The following is a 20,818-nucleotide window of genomic DNA, read 5'->3' on the forward strand; positions in this document are numbered from 1 at the left end:
AAAGTGGAAATACCTGTTCCCATCCCGAACACAGAAGTCAAGCACTTTCGAGCCGAAGATAGTTTAAAACAAAATAGGAAATCGCCACGCAAATTAAATTAAAGAACTGAGTAATCAGTTCTTTTTTTTGTGTCTATGCCAAAACAAAATCGTAAATTATAGTAAAATTATGTATATTGGTAGATTCACAGGAGATTATTATGCTTAAATTTATTTGGTGTCAAACTGGAAATAAAGGTATTGCAAAAGACCAAAAAATTCCTTGGTATGTCAAAAAACAACATGACGCTTTTATTAATGAAATTAAAGGTCATATTGTTGTTTATGGACAGTATCTATTTGCTAACTTTCTTGGAAGCAAAACAATCCCTGAAGCGGATAATATTATTTATTCATCAACTATTCAACCCTCTGCCGATGGCTCGTACAAAGTTATTAATGAACAAAAACCAATTTTAAAATGAGCAGAAAAACAGGATGTGTTTGTTATTGGGGGTACCAAGATTTTTAACATCTTTGTTGATTATGTACAAGAGCTCATTGTTTATGAATTAAAAAATTATTATGATTGTAACCGATTTATGGATATTGATTTTGGAAAATTTCATTTAACTAGTGAGGTTGATGAGGGTGAATATTATCTTAAAAAATACATTCGCATTAGTAAGTAATACGTTCTGCAACTTGGGGGCATAAATTCATTAAAGTAATAAACTCATTTACTGCTTTTTTATGTTTCAAATAAAAACTTGATTGAGAATAATTTAATTGTTTTGCTTCTAACTCGTTGATATAGAGATGAGTTATGATTTCGCAACTTTCACGTGACATATGCATAAGAATTGTTTGTGTGTATTTAACAATTGTTCTGCATCAGTTAATATTTTCACTGTTACGACTAATTTTAGTTAGCGAACACTGATTAACAATATCGAGTGCCATTATTTGGTGTCGCGCTTTCTTATATTCTTGAAAAACAGCTCTAATTTGAGCAACTTTTGATGTAATTACTGGCATATATTAACCTCCATTTATATCTTATTTATACAAAGATTATCACAAGTAGAGAAGAAAAAAATAAAATTAGGACAAAAAACAAGCTATTGCTATATAATGATAAAATAGGAACAAAAAAATTATTAATAAATTAATAAACAACAATATAAAAAGTAGGAAAAAAGTGAAAAAAACAAACAAGTACAAACTTCTTTCTTGACCATTAATTGGGGCTAGCGCAATAAGTTTAATCGCAACAACAGCCTGTACGGTTGGAGAAACAAAAACTATTAATGTTAGTGGTTCATCCACTGTTTACCCATTTATTTCTAATTTATCAGATGTTTATACAAAAATTAATAATGATGTTGATATTATTACGACTCCAAACGGATCAGGTAGCGGTATTAAAGAAGCTCGTGATCTAAAAAAAGATTTTGGGATTGCATCGCGTTTTGCAAATAACAAAGAGATTAATAGCGATTGAGTTAGTAATGAAATTAAAACATTTACATTTGCATGGGACGGAATTGCAATTGTTTATTATGCTCCTGGTCTTGAATCTTTAAATATTAATAAGCAAGGTTTAATAAAACTCTATGAAGGGTTTGCTGGTTATAAAAAAATAACATTTGCAGATTTAGATCCACATGTACCGGCTAATTTTGCAAAAATAACTGTTAAACCATATGCGCGTTCAGGAGGAGCTGCCGCAAGTGGAACCGCAGAAGCGTTTTTAAATAATTCACAATTAGTTAACCATACAGACCTAGTAGACGAAACGTTTAATAATTTAGAAACCGGTAACTACGGTAAAAACACCAAAGTTACAGCAGAAGCAAATTCGCAAGCATTTCAACGAATTGACAGCGATAGAGAACTAGGTTCAATCATTTACTTATCTGCTGGTTTTGTTGAAACTAATATGCAAATTCTATATGACAGAGGTTTTCGAGTAGCAAGTATTGGATATGATAATTACAATGTTAAGCCATTTGATTATGATGTTGTAAATAAAGAATTGGTAGTTAAAGGTGGTAATGTCGCAAGAAGTTATCGTTGGTTTCGACCACTTAACATTATTTTTAGTGTAAACCATGTTGATGAAAAAACCAAAGACTTTTTATGATGAGTTTTAACAAGTGATAAAGCCGAAAAAATCATCAAAAAAACAGGAGGAATTCCGTTAACTGATCACCAAAAACTAATGATGTTTTTTGGTGATCAAAAAAATAAAGATTGACTAAAAGATGAAAAGAAAAATAAAAATTTCTTCTTTTCTGACTTAAAAGTATTTAAAATAAACAATAGCGAACCTATTGATTTGATGGGTTTTTATCAATCGAGTAAGGATTAAAAAACTGGTATGAGTAGGTTAAAAAATAAACAATTGAGTAATAACATTTTTAAAAACATTTCCCTTTTATTTGTTATTTTCTTTGTTTTTATTTTTATTGGTGTTTTCATTTTTATCATTGTAAAATCTATTCCGGGTTTTGAATATTACGGAGTTAAAAAGATTTTATTTAGTAGTGATTTCAATTTGCACTCCTTGGATAAAGCTACAGGAGTTTCGGTTTGGCTACCTTTGGCCATTACATTAGTTGTTTCATTTGGTGCACTATTAATTGCTGCACCAGTGGGTATTAAAGCGGCTACATTAATTAAGTTTCGAATTAAATCTCAACGAATTCAAAAAGTTTTAAAAATCATTATTCTTTCATTAGCTGGTATTCCATCAGTGATTTTTGGCTTGTTTGCAATTAACAGTTTAGGGCCCGTATTGAAAGCAATTTTTCAAACTCAGAGTGTAATGAATGTTTTTACTGCATTCGTAATGTTGTCGTTCATAATTCTTCCAACGATTATTGCAACAACATTAAACGCATATGATGCAGTAGATTACAAATTAATTGAAAACGGTATTGGTATGGGCTCTTCTTATACACGTTCGATTTACAAAATTTTCAAACTTGAGGCTAAAGGTAATATAGCAGTAGGCCTAGTACTTGGCTTAGGTCGTGCGATTGGTGAAACGATGGCTGTTAGTATGATCTTGAGTGACGAAGGTTATAATAACGTAATGAGCGATGGTTTGGTGAAGGTTTTAGGGTCGTCACTGCGTCCGTTAGGTGCATTGATTTCGATTAATATGTTCGGAGAAAATGTGGGTGAGCATTTAAAAGGGTTATTATATGTTTTTGGGATCATTTTGTTTATTGTGGTGATGATTCTGAATGGTTTTGTTTTATATTTGACTCGTAAAAGTAATAAAAATAAACACGCTTGATGAACAAAATTTACTCAACAAATTGGCCGAGTAGTAAATATTATTCCGAACTATTGTAAATATATTTTCGAAAAAGTAAGTTATCAAAATAAATATAAAGTTAGTGTTGATAATTTAAGCGAAGTTAATCAGTATATAACTTATCGAATTCAACATCATAAATTTATTAAGTTGTATGATGTTTATAAAATGTTTTGGGAAATAGTTGCTGGTTTAATTGCTTTTGGATTTCTGTTCTGAATTTCTTTTGATATTATTGTTAACGGTATTCTGACATTTATTAGTCCTAGTTTCGAATCAACAGTGTTTATGTATTCGAAAAATACAACAGGTCAGGCATTAATTAATACTTTATTAATAATTTTTCTTGCACTATTAATTGGTTTTCCAATTGCATTATTTGTTGCTATTTATTTAAATGAATATGCAAAAAACAAAACCCTTAAAAAAATTATTTATTTTTTTGTGGATAGTTTTGGATCTACACCATCAATTTTATTTGGAATGTTTGGTTTAGTGGTATTTATTGAAATTTTTGGGTGAACAGCATCAGGAAGCAAAGGGACATCACTATTAGTGGGTTCATTAACGATTATGTTAGTGATCCTGCCGGTATTAATTCGCTCGATTCAACAAGCATTACAAAGTGTTCCTGATAGTATTCGGATGAATGCTTATGGTTTAGGTAGCTCGAAATGGCAAACAATTCGTAAGTTAATTTTACCCCAAGCAATGCAAGGAATTATTTCTGCGATTTTTTTGACGATTGGACGGATTATTGCAGAAACAGCGCCGCTGTATTTAACAGCAGGTTTAACATCAGCGAAGGGAATTGGATATTTACAATCAGGACAGACATTAACAACGCGAATTTATGCGAATGCAATTATGGCAACCGATTTGAATCAAGCGCGATTCGTACAATATGAAACAGCTTTTATTACTTTATGAATTATGTTATTCCTAATTGTAGTTGGGTATGTGTTAGTTCCCTATATGTCAACTATTAAAATTAATTTAAAAAATTGAATTACTAAACGAAAAGCGTATTATAAAACGGCAATAGTTGATCACTTAGAAATTTTTAGTAGTCAAATTTACAAAAAAAATTTATTAATTACTTTCGAGCAAGCAAAGATTATGAATTATAATCTTGAAACAGTTCAGTACGCAAAAATTAAACATAAAATATATAAAATTAAATATGTCGATGAAACATATATTAACCAAATAATTCAGGCCCAATAATGACAAAAAAAGTAAAAATATATCACTTAAATCAGAAAAAGAACGAATGAAAAAACAAACCAATTGACCAAATCGTCGATTATTTAAATAACAAATCAATTTATAAACGTTGATGATTATTAAAACAACTAAAACATGACGATCGGGTTTTAGTAAAAAAAATGTTAAAAGAAAAAAAGGAAGCATTAAATAAAATTAAAGAAGATTTTAACGAGGCAAATGTTTTTGAGGTTAAAAACTTCAATTTTTGGTACCAAAATGGAGCAAAACATGCATTAAAAGATATTAATGTAGAAATTAAACGATTTAAAGTAACCGCTTTGATTGGTCCATCGGGATGTGGGAAGTCAACTTTTTTACGAAATTTAAATCAACTAAATGATTTGATTGACGGAACAACTTATAGTGGCGAAATTTATTTTGATGGGGTGAATATTCGGTCAAAGAAAATTAGTCAATTAGAGTTAAGAACCCGTGTAGGAATGGTTTTTCAAAAACCAACACCATTTGAAAAAAGTATTTTTGAGAATGTTGCTTATGGGCCTCGTCAAAACGGGATTAATGATTACAAAACCTTATCTGAAATTGTTAAGAACGCACTTATTAACGCTTCATTATGGGATGAGGTTAAGGATAATTTAGATAAACTAGGATCAGCTTTATCTGGTGGTCAGCAACAACGTTTATGTATTGCTCGGGCGATTGCCCAAGAACCTGAGGTTTTATTGATGGATGAACCGACATCCGCACTTGATCCGATTGCAACCGCAAATATTGAAAAATTAATTTTAGAATTAAAACAGAAATATTCAATTGTCATCGTGACACATTCAATGGCGCAAGCACAACGGATTAGTGATGAAACAGTTTTCTTTTATGAAGGCAGTGTTATTGAACAAGACAAAACAAGAAATATTTTTACCCACCCCAAAGATAAGAAAACAAAGGATTATGTTTCTGGAAAGATAGGCTAAATTATGGCAACAAACTATTCAATGATGAAAGAATCACAAACCGAATTATTTGATACTTTTAAAAACTTTTATAAAAGAGTTTTAGACAACACTCAAGATTTATGTGACAAATTAATGAATAAAGATTTAGGTTATAAAGAAATTTGTAATGATGCAGTATTCAAAGAAGAACAAGTTAATTTGATTTACTCAGATTTAATTGATGAGTGTGTATGAACAATTCAAAAAGATCAACCCCGTGCAGGGCATCTAAGGTTTTTTATTTCAGTGATTAACTCAGCAAAAGATTTGGAAAGAATTTCTGATCACAATGAAATTATTAGTGAATATTTTGAAGAATATGATTTCAGTGAACAAGAAAAAATACATTTTTTAAATGCGTTTCAAGCAAGCAATCAAATCCTTTACAAGTTTTTTGATTTGTTTACAATTAACAATTTTAATCCCGAAATGGTTGATGAAGTTAAAGCTATTCGTGATCAATACATGAACGAAACAAACATGAAGCAAATGCGAACGGTTTATATTCATGATGAATTAACTGATGAGGAAATGAATAGTCGTGTCAAATTAATCTTGATGTATCGTCATATCGAACGAAATATTGATCATGCGATTAATATTTTGCAAAACTTTGGGAATATTCATATTACGAGTAAATAAAAAACCAATGAATAAATTCTAGGCTAGAAATTATTGAATGAAAAAATAAAAGATTGTAGACTTAGCAATTATTATTGGTAGGATAAACATAAACGACAAAGAAAATATATTTTTGAGAAAGTCCTAATTCACCTTCAATAACAACATAAGAATTTATCCATAAATAATGGTAGACGCATTAGAAGGGAAAAAGAGACATTATACAGAATTAGGCAAAATAAAAACTGCACCTAACAACTTTATTTCCTTCTGTATAATATTTGCGAATTGGGTGTATTGCATTTACAAGCAATAGTGTTTTAATATCTCAAAATACAAAAAAGTATTATTGCAAATAATTTTCTAGATTCTTTACTTTCATTTTATTCAACCAGAAGTTAAAACTGAAAAAACCAAAAAATTAACCTTAATAGAAAGATAAAGGCTAATTTATTTGTTATTTAATTTCCAGTTTTTTATTCACTAATAATTAAGGTAAAAAAATCTTGGAATTTTAACAATTCTTTTTTCTACATATTTTTGTTATTTATTTTATGTAATTATTAATTTGCTAGAAAATAATTTTTTTCAATTCTTTATTGAAGGCAATTAAGAGATAATTAGCACTTATTGCGCTTAAAATTTTTTGAGATGATCCATTAGTATTATCATTCACTTTGCGATCTAATGACTAACATTTAAATGAGTTATAAATATAAGATTTTGAAATTAATTTTTTTAGTTTAATTAAGACTAAAAGTTAATTTAAAAAACAATTATTCTTTGAAATAATATTAACTCTTTCTATATAACCAGTTAATGTTGTAACATTATTTTCTTGTTTCAATAAACAATACTTCTGCATATTTATTGGTAATTCCTTGATACAACTCTGGAACTATTTAAATTAATAACAACCATCCTGAACATTTTTTATTCTTATCAAAGTATATTTACCTTCATTTTTATATGTTTGAGAAAAGAAATTATAATGAAATAAAAACTTACAAATTTCATTGATTCTTTTAATTTCTCATTTTCAGGCATATATTGTCTTAAAATATTGTTTTAAATAATTCTTTCACCTGGGGATTTATAAGGTTTTCCAAATTTATCAGGAAAGTTATATAAATTGAACCATTGATGAAAAACTGTCTTCATTTCTTCTTCTGAATTATCACTTATAATATTAAAAATACAATTCACAAACAACTATTATCAGGCAAGTTAATAGTTGTTTTTATTCCTATGAAAATAAACTTAACAAATTATTTAGAAAATGCACTTAATAAACCTATAATTATTGACTTTTTGGATAAAGAATTTATATTTTTTGCAAATAAATCATAAATCATTATATTTTTGTATTATAAATAGTTTTTTTATCCTTGTTTATTTATAATATAAATAAGTCAAATTGATTTTGGCTGAAAATATATAAGAGATTGATCAAAAGTGAAATTTAAACAAGCTTGACAAAATTACTTGACATCATTTTTAAGGGTTATAACAATTGGATTTTTAGTATGTCTAGTTGCTATAACCATTTCAAGTAATTTCGTCAACTTTTTTTATACATTTTTGATGTCAATCATATTGATGTTTGGACTGATGACTTTGCGATTGTATGCGATTGATCGTTTATGACACAAAAAGTGCTTAAATGTAGTGTCGGCACAACAACCAATGAATAAAAAACAAAAACGGTTAACAACCGTAGAGTTCGGTTTTGTATTTGCTATTTTTCAAATTCTGCAAACGTTACCGATTTTCATTGGGATTATCGTAAACACATTTGTCCAAACAAACCAGGGTGAGATTTTCAATACGCCTTTTTTGCTATCATTTAATATTTTGATAATTATTGGAAATATGATTAGTCAAATTTACAAACAAAGGCCGAAAAAAATGTTATCCGAACAAAAAATTATGGAGGTGTCAAATGGAAAATTATAAACCACTTGATGTGTTGGTAGCAGTTCCGCATATTGGTGCTGTAATTATGGTAACTTTAATCATTCTAACCATTTCGTTAGTTTACTACTTTAACATTCGTAAACTTAAAGTTCACGATGTTCCCAATCGGTTTGTGTTAATTATTCAAGCAATTGTTAACTTTTTTCGTGGGATCGTTGTTGATACAATGGGACCAAAATATGTCAAATTAGCACCGTGAATTTTATTTACTTTTGTATATATTTTCACAGCAAACATGGTTTCATTATTTGGTTTTAAAGAAGCGACAACTGCACTATCTGTTCCATTAGGAATGGCAATTGCATCTGTCTTTGGTGGACAAATTGTTGCTTTACGTTACCAAAAAGCGTCTTACTTCTTGAAATTTGCTTTCAAAATAAAGGGAATCCCAATTATGATTAACCCTTTAGAAATCGTTTCAAAACTTTCACCAATTATCTCGTTAACTTTCCGTTTATGAGGTAACATTACTGCAGCTGCGATTTTATTAAACATTACTTTCTGAGCCTTCGCAGGTTTTACTGATATTGTGCCGTTTGTCGGATTATCAATTATTGGTGCAGTAACAATTCTCCCAATCTTAATTGGATACTTTACAATGTTTGCTGGAACAATTCAAGCGTTTGTATTCACATTGTTAACATCCGTTACATGAGGATTGGAAATTAAAGAAGGGGAAGAACATTTCGCTCATTTAGCACATAAAAAAGCAGAAAAAGAAGCTGCACAACGTGCTTTAGAAGCAAGTGCGAAACAACCCCAAGAACAAGTAGTTGCAACACAAGCTGCTGCTTAATAAAAAATAATATTCAAAAATTAACTAAGGAGTTAAATTATTATGTCATTTATTGATTTATCAAATGTTATTTCTTCTCACCTAGATGCTTTACCAGAAGGAGCTGCTGCTGAAAAATTCAGTGATGGTGCTGGTCTTGCTTATTTAGGTAAATATATTGGTACTGGTATTACAATGTTAGCTGCAGGGATGGTTGGGTTAATGCAAGGTTTCTCAACTGCAAATGCTGTGCAAGCTGTTGCTCGTAATCCAGAAGCTCAACCAAAAATTCTATCAACAATGATCGTAGGGTTAGCCTTGGCTGAAGCCGTTGCGATTTATGCATTGATCGTTTCTATCTTACTTATTTTCGTTGCTTAGTCTTTTTAAGAAAGCAATATAAAAAATATATTTAAGAAAGGGAAACTATTAGTGAAAAGCAAATTTAATAAAAAACACTTAATAGCTAGTCTATCAGTTGTTGCACTTGCCGCCCTATTTGCGCCTTTTCTAGCAAGTTGTGCAGGGGACATTCCTGAATTACAACCAACTGAAATTATTAATACACTATTCCCTAACTTGTGAGTATTTATTGCACAAGTTGGAGCAATGTTAGTTGTATTTAGTATTATTTTATGATTAGTTTGAAAACCAACTAACAAAATGTTAGACAAACGACGAGCTTATATGGCAAATGAAATTGCTGAGGCTGAAAAAACACGCAAAGAAGCTTTAATCTATTTAGAAGAAGCAAAAAAAGACAAATTAAATGCTCAAGTCGAAGCAGTGCGTATTGTGGCTGATGCTAAATCAGAAACACAAGCATACCGTGAAAATCTAGAGCGTGAAGCACGAGATGTAGCTAATAAAATTATTGCTAATGCTCGTGAAAATGCTGAAGCTGAGCGTGTGAATATGATGAATGTTATGAAACAAGAAGCAAAAGAAGTGGCTTATATCGCTGCTGAAGCTTTGATGAAAAAAGAATTATCACGTGCTGATAATGATAAATTAGTTGATGAATTTATTAAAGAATTAGAAAATTCTAATAAATAATAAATATGAAATCAATTCGATCTGTACAAAAATACGCATATGCACTGTTCGAAATCGCAAGTGAAGAACAAAAGTTGCGAACATACAAGGAACAAACCGAAGTCTTATTAGAAATTAGTTATTTATACCCTGTTTTTTATAACGATTTAATCAACAAAACGATTGATAAAGCTAAAAGAAAATCAATTTTGATGAGTATTTTAGGTGATAAATTTGACTATACTTTTTTAAATTTTATAAGCTTAATAATTGATCGAGATAAAGGCAATTATTTACGCTCAATTTTAAAAAAGGTTTTGAAATTAATTAACAACGGATTGCAAATTAGACGTGTTGTTATTCATTCTGCATTGGAATTAACAGAGCAACAAGTGAATTCAATCAAAGAAGCTATGGGTAAGAAATATAACTGTGAAATAGAAGCAGAACTACGTGTTGATCCTAAAATGATAGGTGGAATTCGTGTTAACTTTGAGTCATTTGAAATAGATGGTTCTTTGCAAACACGCTTATCACAAATAATTTTTGAAAATCAAGCGTAGTCGGTAAATTTAAATAATATGAAAAATAAATTTGAAAGATTTTCGCGTTCTATTATTAACCGTTTAGAAAAATACGGTGATAATGCAATTAATGTTGACGTGCTAACGCGTTATGAATTAACGGATGAACAATTTCAACGATTAAGTGATGCGTTAACCAAAAAATACGGAGCTAAAATTCGTTTACGCGTTTTAATTGACCCAACTATACTAGGTGGGATTGAACTGAAAGTCAGATCCGAAATTTTGGATTCATCACTAAAAACAAAACTAAATAAATTCATCAATATTAAATAAAAAAGAAGGTGCAATGAATGAGTTTAAACAATAAAAATACAACTTCTTTAATAAATGAAATTAAAGAACACATAGAAAAATATTCATCATTAAACACCTCAGCACTAGAAATCGGTAGCGTGATTTCATTAGGTGACGGGATCGCTTTGGTCGATGGCTTAGAAAATGTTATGCTAAACGAAATCGTTCGTTTTGAATCTGGGATTCTTGGAATTGCTTTGAACCTAGAAGAAGATGCTGTTGGGGTCGTTTTAATGGGTGATTACAACAATATTCAAGAAAACGAACGTGTTTATCGAACGAATAACATCGTACAAGTTCCTGTTGGTGATGTAATGTTGGGGCGTGTTGTTAATGCCCTAGGAAAAGCTGTTGATGGCAAAAAAGAAATTGTCGCAACAAAATTTGGTGTAGTTGAAAAAATTGCACCAGGTGTAATGGATCGTAAATCTGTACACCAACCACTTGAAACAGGTATCTTATCAATTGATGCTATGTTTCCAATCGGAAAAGGTCAACGTGAGTTAATCATTGGTGACCGTCAAACCGGAAAAACAACAATTGCAATTGATGCAATTATTAACCAAAAAGGTAAAAATGTAAACTGTGTCTATGTTGCAATTGGCCAAAAAAATTCAACTGTAGCAAACATCGTGCGAACTTTGGAAGAAAATGGTGCAATGGAATATACAACAGTTGTAACAGCTAACGCTAGTGAGTTACCTGCTTTGCAATACTTAGCACCATTCTCTGGAATGACAATTGCTGAAGAATGAATGCACAACGGTAAGGATGTTTTAATTGTATTTGATGATTTATCAAAACACGCGATCGCATACCGTACTCTATCATTATTACTTCGACGACCACCAGGTCGGGAAGCATACCCTGGGGATGTTTTCTACTTACATTCTCGTTTATTGGAACGTGCATGTAAGTTATCAGATGCATTAGGAGCTGGATCAATTACAGCATTACCCATTATTGAAACGCAAGCAGGAGATATTTCAGCATATATTCCAACAAACGTTATTTCTATTACTGATGGTCAAATTTTCATGCAAACAAACCTGTTTAATGCAGGTCAACGTCCAGCGATTGATGCTGGTCAATCTGTGTCTCGGGTAGGTTCTGCTGCGCAAATTAAATCAGTTAAACAAACTGGTGCTGCATTGAAGTTAGAATTAGCTAACTACCGAGAATTAGAAGCATTCTCACAATTTGGTTCTGATTTAGATGAAGAAACAAAAAACATTTTAAAACTAGGTAAGTCAGTAATGGCGGTTATTAAACAAGAACCAAACAAGCCATATTCACAAACTGATGAAGCTCTAATTTTATTTACAGTAAAAGAAAAAATGATTCCAACAATTCCAGTTGAGAAAATTGGAGATTTTAAAGTTTATTTAATTAACTACTTTAAAAATTCACCGTTACGTCGTGATCTAGAACGTAACAAAGCGTTTACAAAAGAAAACACTCCTGCCTTCAAATATGAAATTTGAAAAGCGATGAGTTTATTCTTGAATAACGATGAATCATTAATTCCAAATGATAGTAAATTAAAAGAAGATCGTGATGCTTATTTTGCTAATATTGAGGCATTAGTTGCCCAATGAGATGCTGCTGCACCAAGTGTATGTTTAAAAAAACAAGCTATGCAACAAAAAGATAATGAAGAAACATCTTCTTGTGAGCAAGGATGTAAAGATAGTCAGGAATCAACCGAAGAACTTGAAGTTTTATCAGAAGTTAAGATTGCATCAGAAGATGAAATAAAAACACGTGAAGAACAAGTATTAGTGCGCTCTGATGATGTGGTTTTAGAAAAAGAAAAACAAACAATTATGGTTTCGGTAAGTCCTAATGAAGCAAATGCTTTATTTAACAACAATAAACAAGTGTTATTTTTCAAAGTTACACCTGTACAACCAGTAGATCGTGTTGTTGTTTATACAACAGCTCCTGTACAACAAGTTTTAGGTGAATTTGATTTAGCTGAAATTAAAGTCCTTAATCCACGGACTGCATGACGTAAATACGGAGCAAACTCAGTATTTACTAGTTATAAAGAATTTAGTGAATACTTTGGAAGTAACACCGAAGCCCATGTAATGCTTGCAAGTGCTATTTATAAATACTCAAAACCAAAAGATTTAGCAAGTTATGATATTAAGAAAGGGCCAAGTGGATTCACTTATTTAAAGTAATATGAAATACAATAAATTAAGTTATGCTGAATTCAGCAAATTACCGAAGGTAAAACAAATCTTCACGCCCTGATTTATTTCAGCACTAGTTTATTCCATTGTTTCAATCATTATTGCAGGAACAATGATTGGTTTAGCAAACGAAGGTTTTGACAATGCACGTCGGCTTGTTGTATTAGAAAATGGTAAATATGATTTGAAGCAAGTTCTTGATTTTTGAAATTTTGATACAAAGAACCAAGATACATTGATGTCATTTGTAAATTACGATCCGCATGCTGATTACCAAAGTTGATTGGGTGCTCTTAAAAAACTAAACAAGGGTGATTTACACAATTTAGTACATGCACTACACGATGGTTATTGAGATGAAGCGATTGAACGATTAAATGAACAAGCACAAGCTAATAAAGATGTATTACACGAAATCGTGGAATACATTAGTCATGGAGCACACCATAAAATCGTGAACAACAACTCAACTTGAGGATTTGTTATTAAGGTGTTAGCTAATCCAACTGATTCTTGATTCTCACAAGTTTTAAAATACATTAGTGAAAACAACAGTCACGATTCAGCAATCTGAAAAACACGTTTTGATTTAATTCAAGATAACGCAAATCCAGCATACCATGCATATTACTGAGTCTTTATTGTATTTATGATGCCAAATATGGTTTCATTAATTATTATTGTTGTTAAATTAGCAACTGTTTTAAAACCAAAATTAAACGCAGAACAAAAAGCACAATACAAATTGGAAAAAGCACAAAAAAAATTAAAAACTAAAGAAGCGCCATCTTCATTAACTGCTGGAGCATTATAAAATGTCTTTAGATACCATTAAACGTAGAATAGGTTCAATCCAAACAACAGCTAAAATTACTAATGCAATGAAGTTAGTTGCAACAGCAAAGTTAAAACGTCAACGAGATCGCTTGGCTGCAATTAAAGACTACGCATATGATTACTATGATGTAATGGGTTTATTATTATCTGTTGTCGATGACGTGGACTTTTTAGTCAACGATGGTGCAAAAGATGTTGTGTTGTACATTAACATTAACTCAACAATGGGTCTTGCCGGTTCATTTAATTTTAATGTTAATAAAGTGGTAGATGAACATTTGCGTGATCAAGATATCACTTTTACAATTGGTAAAAAAGGAAAAGATCATTTGCGTGAAGTACGCAAAGAACATGTCATTAACAAATATTTAAATTTACATGATAGTGAATTAACGTTTGATACAGCGATGCAAATTGCCAATGAAGCTCTTGAATTATACGAATCAAAAGCTATCAAACAGATTCGTATCATTTATACAAAGTTTATTAATGCCATTACTTTTGAAGTGAAAACAATTGATGTATTACCGTTTGATAAAAATAGTTTATCAAACAGCGTCAATGCGGGAGAACTTGAAAAGGACAACATCATTTTCCAACCAGATAAAATTTCGGTTATTAAGAAAATATTACCAAGTTATATTGCGACAATTTTATATGGTTGCTTATTAGAATCAAAAATTTCAGAAAACGCTTCACGTCGAAATGCGATGGAAGCATCAACGAAGAATGCGAAGCAACTCGCTGATCATTATAAACAAATTTATAATACACTTCGTCAAACAAAAATTACCAATGAAATTACTGAAATTGTTGCAGGTTCTGATGATGAATAAAATATTTGATAAAGGAGCTTATTTATGAAACAAATAGGAAAAATTCAACAAATCCTAGGTCCTGTTGTCGATGTTTTGTTTAGTCCTGAGGCATTACCTAAAATTAACGATGCTTTAGAACTAGATAATAATGGCAAAAAATTAGTCCTTGAAGTTTCCCAATTAATCGGAGATAATATCGCTCGTTGTATCGCAATGGATACAACAGACGGACTAGTGCGGGGATTAGAAGTAATCAACACCAACGCTCCCATTAGTATGCCAGTGGGAAAACAGGTTTTAGGACGTATGTTTAATGTTACTGGTGATCCGATTGATAACAAACCATCACCAACAGGTAAACGTATGCCAATTCACCGTCCTGCACCATCGTTTGCAGAACAAGCTGATCGAATCGAAATCTTAGAAACAGGTATTAAAGTTGTTGATTTACTTGTGCCCTTTGCAAAAGGGGGTAAGATTGGGTTATTCGGTGGTGCTGGGGTTGGTAAAACCGTTTTGATGCAAGAATTAATTCATAACGTGGCTAAAAACCACGGGGGTTTATCTGTTTTCTCAGGGGTCGGAGAACGTACTCGTGAAGGAAACGATCTGTATTATGAAATGGAAGAAGCTGGTGTTTTAGATAAGACTGCACTGGTTTTCGGACAAATGAACGAACCACCAGGAGCACGTATGCGTGTTGCATTAAGTGGTTTAACAATGGCAGAAGAATTCCGTGATACTTTCGGACAGGATGTGTTGTTATTTATTGATAACATCTTCCGGTTCACTCAAGCTGGTTCAGAAGTTTCAGCTTTATTAGGTCGTATGCCATCTGCGGTTGGTTACCAACCAACATTAGCCTTTGAAATGGGGCAATTACAAGAACGAATTACTTCTACAAAAAAAGGTTCTATTACATCAGTACAAGCGGTTTATGTTCCTGCTGATGACTTAACCGATCCAGCGCCCGCAACAACTTTCTCACACTTAGACGCTAAAGTTGTTTTAGATCGTGCGATCGCTTCTTTAGGACTATATCCTGCCATTTCACCTTTACAATCAACTTCAAGACTATTGGATCCTTTAGTTGTGGGTGTTAAGCACTATTCAGTTGCTCGTCGGGTAATTGAAATCTTACAAAGATTCATGGAATTGCAAGATATTATTGCAATTTTAGGAATGGATGAATTGAGTGAAGAAGACCGTCAATTAGTTACACGTGCACGTAAAGTACGAAACTACTTGTCTCAACCATCACACGTTGCCGAAAAATTCTCTGGCCAACCAGGATTATCTGTTAAATTAGAAGATACAGTAGAAGGATTTAGAAAAATTCTTGATGGTGAATGCGATGACATCCACGAACAACACTTCTTATATGTTGGAAAAATTGATGACGTGTTTGCAAAAGCAAATAAACCTCTATAATGGTTAGTACTCAATTAAAAATTGTTTCTCCATATGCACAATCGTTGACCCAAGAAGTTTATAGTGTTGAACTAAAAACAACAACAGGCCGAATTGCGGTGTTACCTAATCATAACCCTTTAATGGCACCAATCGAAAATCATATTGCTTATATTCGTAAAACAGCAAGTGGTGAACGAATTCCATATGTTATTCTAGAAGGTGTGGCTTATGTAGAAAAACACCAAATTCGTGTGTTTACGGATTTCTTTAAACCGTTAAGTGAAGTTAATGGTGAAGAAATCCAAAGTCAAATTGCGAAGGAACAAAAAGTATTTGAATCATCAGAAGATGATAAAAAGAAAATGCAAATCAAAGCAAACATCAAACTTCACCAAGCAATTTTATTAGCATTAAAAGAAAAATAAAATAAAATAGCCGTAAGGCCATTTTATTTTTTTTATCTATATATTTTGCAAATAATCCAAGCATTCAAAAGGTTTATCTTATAAAATATAAACATATGTTCATCACAAAAGAAGAGGTAAAAATGAAAAAAGCAATTAAGCAAAAATTAATGAATCTTGTAGGTTTATCGCCTAATGATTCTGTAATTTTTGCCAAGTTAAGTGCGAATAAAAATATCGATTTATTCAAATATGTAAACAAAGATGATTTATATGATTTTGTAAATAATAAAATTAGCATTTTAGAATTAGATGCAAACAAGAATGTAGATTTATTTGAACACCAGTTAAAAAATAGTATCAGTTTCGAAGAATTTATGTTGGTATTAAACCAAAATAATGTATCTTTAAGCGATCATAAAACACACTTGTTACGCAAGGATTTTAGTAAAAACAAAGCAAAAATTACACAAATTGCAATTGAACAACTCTTACTTTTTAAAAAACGTTTTATTGCTATCAACCGATTAGCAAAAAACTATTTCGAAGATACAACAGTTTGACCATTGTATTTAGCGTTTAATTTTATTCGGGGGAAAGTTTTAAGTACTTCTGCTTTTAAATCACCACTAACATTGTTCAAAGTTGAGATTCGTGAAGAGAAAAACAAAGTTTTTATTGCGAAGTTGCAAGATGAACCAGTAGTTAATGAGAAATTGCAAATCTTCTTAAAGAATGCTTATAAAGACTATAAATTATCAACAAGTGAATTAGTTTCATCATATAACATTAACAAGATTGCTGAAAATATCAAAGACATATCGGGTTATGATGTTAATTTACCAGTCAATGAATTTGTTAGTTTTGAAAATGAAACAGAAGCAGATGTTATTGCTAGTTCGTCGGGTTTTAGTGTTATTCCTAGTGCCTTATTAGGTGTTTTTGAACCGGACGGTGGAGCCCTAAAAGAAGATTTACAGAAACTAATTGATCAGGAAATCGATCCATTTGAAAAAGATGATGATGCACGTAACAAGTCAACAGAATATTATGAATCAGAGGTAATCAAGAAAAATAATGTTTATGAGATTGATCATCCACTAAATATTTATCAAAAATATGCGGTAGCTTCTTCATTAGCTCAGAATACTTTAATTTATGGTCCACCAGGAACGGGGAAATCAGAAGTTATTGCAAATATTATTTTTAATACATTATTAAAAGGTAAAACAAGTTTGTTGGTTTCAGAAAAAAGAGCAGCACTTGATGTTTTAACAGACCGGATTGGTCCTTTATCAGTGTTTGCGTTGTATATTTATGATTTAACAAACAAAGATGCGTTCTTCAACAAAATTGATAACTTAAATGATTTATTAGGTCCGCAGTGGTATCGTGAAGAATCCCGACGCGGAAAAGTTAAAGAATTACCACCTGTGACATTTACACAAGATGAATCAATGTTCTTTAAAAACTATCAAGACTATAATACTGAATTATTAGACCTAGTTAAGAAGCATTGAACAATTGAAGATTACAATGATGGAATCTATAATATTGATTATGCAGATTATGTTGCAATCAAAAACGAATTAGGTGAAGAAATTATCAATGAATGATTAGGACCAAAAAACTTTGATGATCTAAATAATAAAAAACAAAACCTATTTGAAGCTATTACTGAAATCTTTAATGAATATACAATGTTAGATATTAACGATTTATTTAAAGCATATTTTGATTTTACGAAATTCATTAAAAAATATAAATTGCTAGATGTGTATTCCCAATCAGAAATTATTAAGCATTTACAAACAATTACAAATAAAATCAAAAACAACCAAGAATTGGTTACAAAATTCTTAATGCATGCTAATGCAATTAGCAAAGAAGTTCAAGAATTTAAAGACTTTAGTACAAACCCAAATATTCTCGAAGATGCAAATCACAAAAATTTCTTAAATAAAACAACAAGAGAAAAGAAAATTTTTATTGATAAAATTTCTGATTATTTAAGTTTCCGTCGTGATGTTATTACACGTGATTATGTTTTATCAAGTAAAACAAATCAAGAAATCAAAGTGCTGGTTGAAATTTGCAAAACTTTCTTTACAAACCATAAGAAGATTTTAAGCACCCAAGCAGTTGATAATTGAACTTATCATGATTTCATTGTTAACAATAGTGAAAAAATTGATGATTTCATGAAAACATTTAAGAAACATACAAACGAGGAAGACCAAAAAATCTTATTTGCGGAATTCATTAACAACAGTAAGGTTTTATTAAATAATGACCCAGGTGAAGAATCTTCATTAACTTTACGGGAGGTTAAAGCTCGTGCTAAAGAAATAAGTCCAGTAATTGCCTTGTTTGACGATTTCCTAGTTCATAGCGAATTTTTATCAAAACCACGAATTGCAGAAATTATTCAATACGAGGAATTTGTGGATTATGATTTGGATTACTTAGCGAAATTAAATTCACTTGGAAATATTTATACGCCTTTGATGCAAGAAATCATCAAGGAATGATCTTGATTATCTTTACCTTATTTAAAGAAACTTTATTTGGATCCAATTGTTATTTTTGATTTGGAAAAAGTTAGTCCTGTTATGAGTCAAGTGACTACATTTATTAACCATAATCAATTTAAAAAATTAAAAACAATTGTTTTATGAGAAGGAATAAAAGAAACTATTGGTATTTTTAGTGAAACAAAGGGTTTATTATTACAAGATATTTTAACTCAGATTCGCAAGGAAGCATTGCGTAGTGCCTCATTCATTGGGGAGATTGTTTTTAAACGTTATATTAATAATTTAAGAACATATTTAAGTAAATTGCCAAAAGAAACTAAACAACAAATCACAAACGCATTGCGAATTGCTTCAAGTCGTAGTTGACCTTCAATTTCTCGTTATATTAAAGAATACTATGATGTTTTAAAAATATTATTTCCTATTTGAGTAGCACGACCTGATAATGTTGCAGCATTAATTCCTTTAAACGAAAATGAGTTTGATTATGGTATTTTTGACGAAGCCAGTCAAATGACAATTGAACGAAGTTATCCTATTGTTTATCGTTGTAATATCAAAGTTGTTTCGGGAGATGATAAACAATTAAAGCCAACATCATTTTTCTTAAATAAGCTAGCAAATAGTGATTTTGAATTAGATGATTTTGATCAAGCTGATTCATTATTAGAACGGGCAAAAACATCGTGATGGAATGAATTTCACTTACGTAACCACTACCGTTCAGATTCAAAAGAACTAATTGAGTTCTCGAACAAATACATTTACAATAACAAACTAGAAATCGCTACCAAACAAGGAGCATTTGAAAAAGGAATTGAAGTTGTTAATGTTAATGGAATTTGAGATAAAGGAAACCCAATTGAGGCACACAAAGTTGTAGAAATTTTAGAAGAGAATTGAGATAAATACCAACGAATTTTAATTGTTACTTTTAATGCAGTCCAAGCATTAATGGTTGAAAATTTAATTCTTGACAAAACAAATAACTTTCCAGTTGGATTACAAGAAAAACTAGAAAATAACGAGGTTGTAATTAGTAATTTAGAAAATGTCCAAGGGAACGAGGGGGATTTGGTGATCCTTTCGATTGCATATGGGCACAACAAGGAAGGTGTTTTGCGAAATAACTTCGGACCACTGAACGCTAAAGGCGGGGCAAACCGTTTGAATGTTGCAATTACCCGTGCTCGTAAAAAAATGATTGTTGTTAAATCGCTTTTTGGTAGTGAAATTCAAGTATCAAATGTAAATAATGTTAATGCTTTAACGTTTAAACGTTTTATTGAGTTTATTGACAACATTTCTACAACTAAATCAATAAATGAATCACTCGAAGAAGTAAACAACCAATTATATTTTGAGTTTGAAAACGATTTAGTTAAAGAAATTTATTCTGAACTAACGAAAAAATTATCTAATAAATACCTTGTTTTTCCAAATTGAAACATTGGTACAAAAAAAATTGACATAGTCATTATTCACAAGGATAGCAAAGAAATTTTAAAAACAATTATTCTTGAAAATTGAAAAGATAACCGAAGTGTTCAAATTATGTTTGAAGATATTGATCGTCAATTTTTCCTTGAAGATCGTGGGTATTCAACTTATCGCATTAAAGAATATGAATGATACATTGATAAACACAAAATTATCTCAAGAATTAAGGATTCATTATCTTCAACGAACAATGTTGATAAGATTGACTATGTCTTATGACAACGACAAAATGACAACGTTAATAAATAAGATATTGCATAAAGTTAAAAGATCTAGCCTAGCTAGATCTT

18 protein-coding genes and 1 rRNA gene are annotated in these 20,818 nt (G+C 30.8%); 18 read left to right on the forward strand and 1 reads right to left on the reverse strand.

Going from position 1 to position 20,818, the window contains the following annotated elements:
* Together rrf and OF377_RS00540 are read left to right on the forward strand one after the other, a co-directional pair.
* A 5S ribosomal RNA gene (rrf, locus tag OF377_RS00535) occupies positions 1-90 on the forward strand; the annotation flags it as partial.
* 110 nt (positions 91-200) lie between these two features.
* Positions 201-671, forward strand: a complete 471-nt coding sequence (locus OF377_RS00540) for a dihydrofolate reductase (RefSeq protein WP_263835955.1) — start codon at positions 201-203, stop codon at positions 669-671.
* On the opposite strand, the gene OF377_RS00545 is transcribed toward OF377_RS00540, so the two are convergent.
* The gene (locus tag OF377_RS00545) at positions 661-1,017 is read right to left on the reverse strand and encodes an MG284/MPN403 family protein (protein WP_263835956.1); all 357 of its coding nucleotides are present in this window, start codon (positions 1,015-1,017) and stop codon (positions 661-663) included. The genes OF377_RS00540 and OF377_RS00545 overlap by 11 nt on opposite strands.
* 163 nt (positions 1,018-1,180) lie before the next feature.
* Here OF377_RS00545 and OF377_RS00550 point away from each other — a divergent pair, with 163 nt between their 5' ends.
* The 16 genes from OF377_RS00550 to OF377_RS00625 all read left to right on the forward strand — a co-directional run bounded on the left by OF377_RS00550 (position 1,181) and on the right by OF377_RS00625 (position 20,777).
* Positions 1,181-2,353: a PstS family phosphate ABC transporter substrate-binding protein gene (locus OF377_RS00550; protein WP_263835957.1), complete on the forward strand. Its 1,173-nt coding sequence runs from the start codon at positions 1,181-1,183 to the stop codon at positions 2,351-2,353.
* 9 nt (positions 2,354-2,362) lie between these two features.
* A complete protein-coding gene (pstA, locus tag OF377_RS00555; protein WP_263835958.1) occupies positions 2,363-4,534 on the forward strand; it encodes a phosphate ABC transporter permease PstA in 2,172 nt (723 codons plus the stop codon).
* Between the two features lie 161 nt (positions 4,535-4,695).
* Entirely contained in the window at positions 4,696-5,508 is an 813-nt protein-coding gene (pstB, locus tag OF377_RS00560) for a phosphate ABC transporter ATP-binding protein PstB (RefSeq protein WP_263836076.1), read from the forward strand.
* 3 nt (positions 5,509-5,511) lie between these two features.
* Positions 5,512-6,171: a PhoU domain-containing protein gene (locus OF377_RS00565; RefSeq protein ID WP_263835959.1), complete on the forward strand. Its 660-nt coding sequence runs from the start codon at positions 5,512-5,514 to the stop codon at positions 6,169-6,171.
* A 1,647-nt stretch (positions 6,172-7,818) separates the two neighbouring features.
* Complete coding sequence (locus OF377_RS00570) at positions 7,819-8,106, forward strand: hypothetical protein (protein ID WP_263835960.1); 288 nt, start codon at positions 7,819-7,821, stop codon at positions 8,104-8,106.
* Positions 8,093-8,923, forward strand: coding sequence for a F0F1 ATP synthase subunit A (locus tag OF377_RS00575; RefSeq protein WP_263835961.1), 831 nt, complete (start codon positions 8,093-8,095; stop codon positions 8,921-8,923). Before OF377_RS00570 ends, OF377_RS00575 begins: the two co-directional genes overlap by 14 nt.
* Before the next feature lie 42 nt (positions 8,924-8,965).
* Entirely contained in the window at positions 8,966-9,283 is a 318-nt protein-coding gene (locus OF377_RS00580) for a F0F1 ATP synthase subunit C (RefSeq protein WP_318032039.1), read from the forward strand.
* 51 nt (positions 9,284-9,334) lie between these two features.
* Positions 9,335-9,958: a F0F1 ATP synthase subunit B family protein gene (locus tag OF377_RS00585; protein ID WP_263835962.1), complete on the forward strand. Its 624-nt coding sequence runs from the start codon at positions 9,335-9,337 to the stop codon at positions 9,956-9,958.
* 5 nt (positions 9,959-9,963) lie between these two features.
* Complete coding sequence (gene atpH / locus OF377_RS00590; RefSeq protein WP_263835963.1) at positions 9,964-10,500, forward strand: ATP synthase F1 subunit delta; 537 nt, start codon at positions 9,964-9,966, stop codon at positions 10,498-10,500.
* Between the two features lie 18 nt (positions 10,501-10,518).
* Positions 10,519-10,797: a F0F1 ATP synthase subunit delta gene (locus OF377_RS00595; RefSeq protein ID WP_263835964.1), complete on the forward strand. Its 279-nt coding sequence runs from the start codon at positions 10,519-10,521 to the stop codon at positions 10,795-10,797.
* A 17-nt stretch (positions 10,798-10,814) separates the two neighbouring features.
* Positions 10,815-13,007 carry a F0F1 ATP synthase subunit alpha gene (gene atpA / locus OF377_RS00600; protein ID WP_263835965.1) on the forward strand — a complete coding sequence of 731 codons (2,193 nt, stop codon included), beginning with the start codon at positions 10,815-10,817 and terminating at the stop codon, positions 13,005-13,007.
* A gap of 1 nt (position 13,008) precedes the next feature.
* The gene (locus tag OF377_RS00605) at positions 13,009-13,833 is read left to right on the forward strand and encodes a hypothetical protein (RefSeq protein ID WP_263835966.1); all 825 of its coding nucleotides are present in this window, start codon (positions 13,009-13,011) and stop codon (positions 13,831-13,833) included.
* Between the two features lies 1 nt (position 13,834).
* Positions 13,835-14,692, forward strand: coding sequence for an ATP synthase F1 subunit gamma (gene atpG / locus OF377_RS00610; RefSeq protein ID WP_263835967.1), 858 nt, complete (start codon positions 13,835-13,837; stop codon positions 14,690-14,692).
* Positions 14,693-14,716: 24 nt separating this feature from the next.
* Positions 14,717-16,105: a F0F1 ATP synthase subunit beta gene (gene atpD / locus OF377_RS00615; RefSeq protein WP_263835968.1), complete on the forward strand. Its 1,389-nt coding sequence runs from the start codon at positions 14,717-14,719 to the stop codon at positions 16,103-16,105.
* On the forward strand, positions 16,105-16,512 hold the full coding sequence (gene atpC, locus OF377_RS00620; RefSeq protein ID WP_263835969.1) for an ATP synthase F1 subunit epsilon: 408 nt from the start codon (positions 16,105-16,107) through the stop codon (positions 16,510-16,512). Before atpD ends, atpC begins: the two co-directional genes overlap by 1 nt.
* 122 nt (positions 16,513-16,634) lie before the next feature.
* Positions 16,635-20,777 carry an AAA domain-containing protein gene (locus OF377_RS00625; protein WP_263835970.1) on the forward strand — a complete coding sequence of 1,381 codons (4,143 nt, stop codon included), beginning with the start codon at positions 16,635-16,637 and terminating at the stop codon, positions 20,775-20,777.
* The last annotated feature ends 41 nt before the right edge of the window (positions 20,778-20,818 follow it).

It is taken from the genome of Ureaplasma sp. ES3154-GEN, assembly GCF_025780075.1.
In the GTDB taxonomy this organism is placed as follows: Bacteria; Bacillota_I; Bacilli_A; order Mycoplasmatales; family Mycoplasmoidaceae; genus Ureaplasma.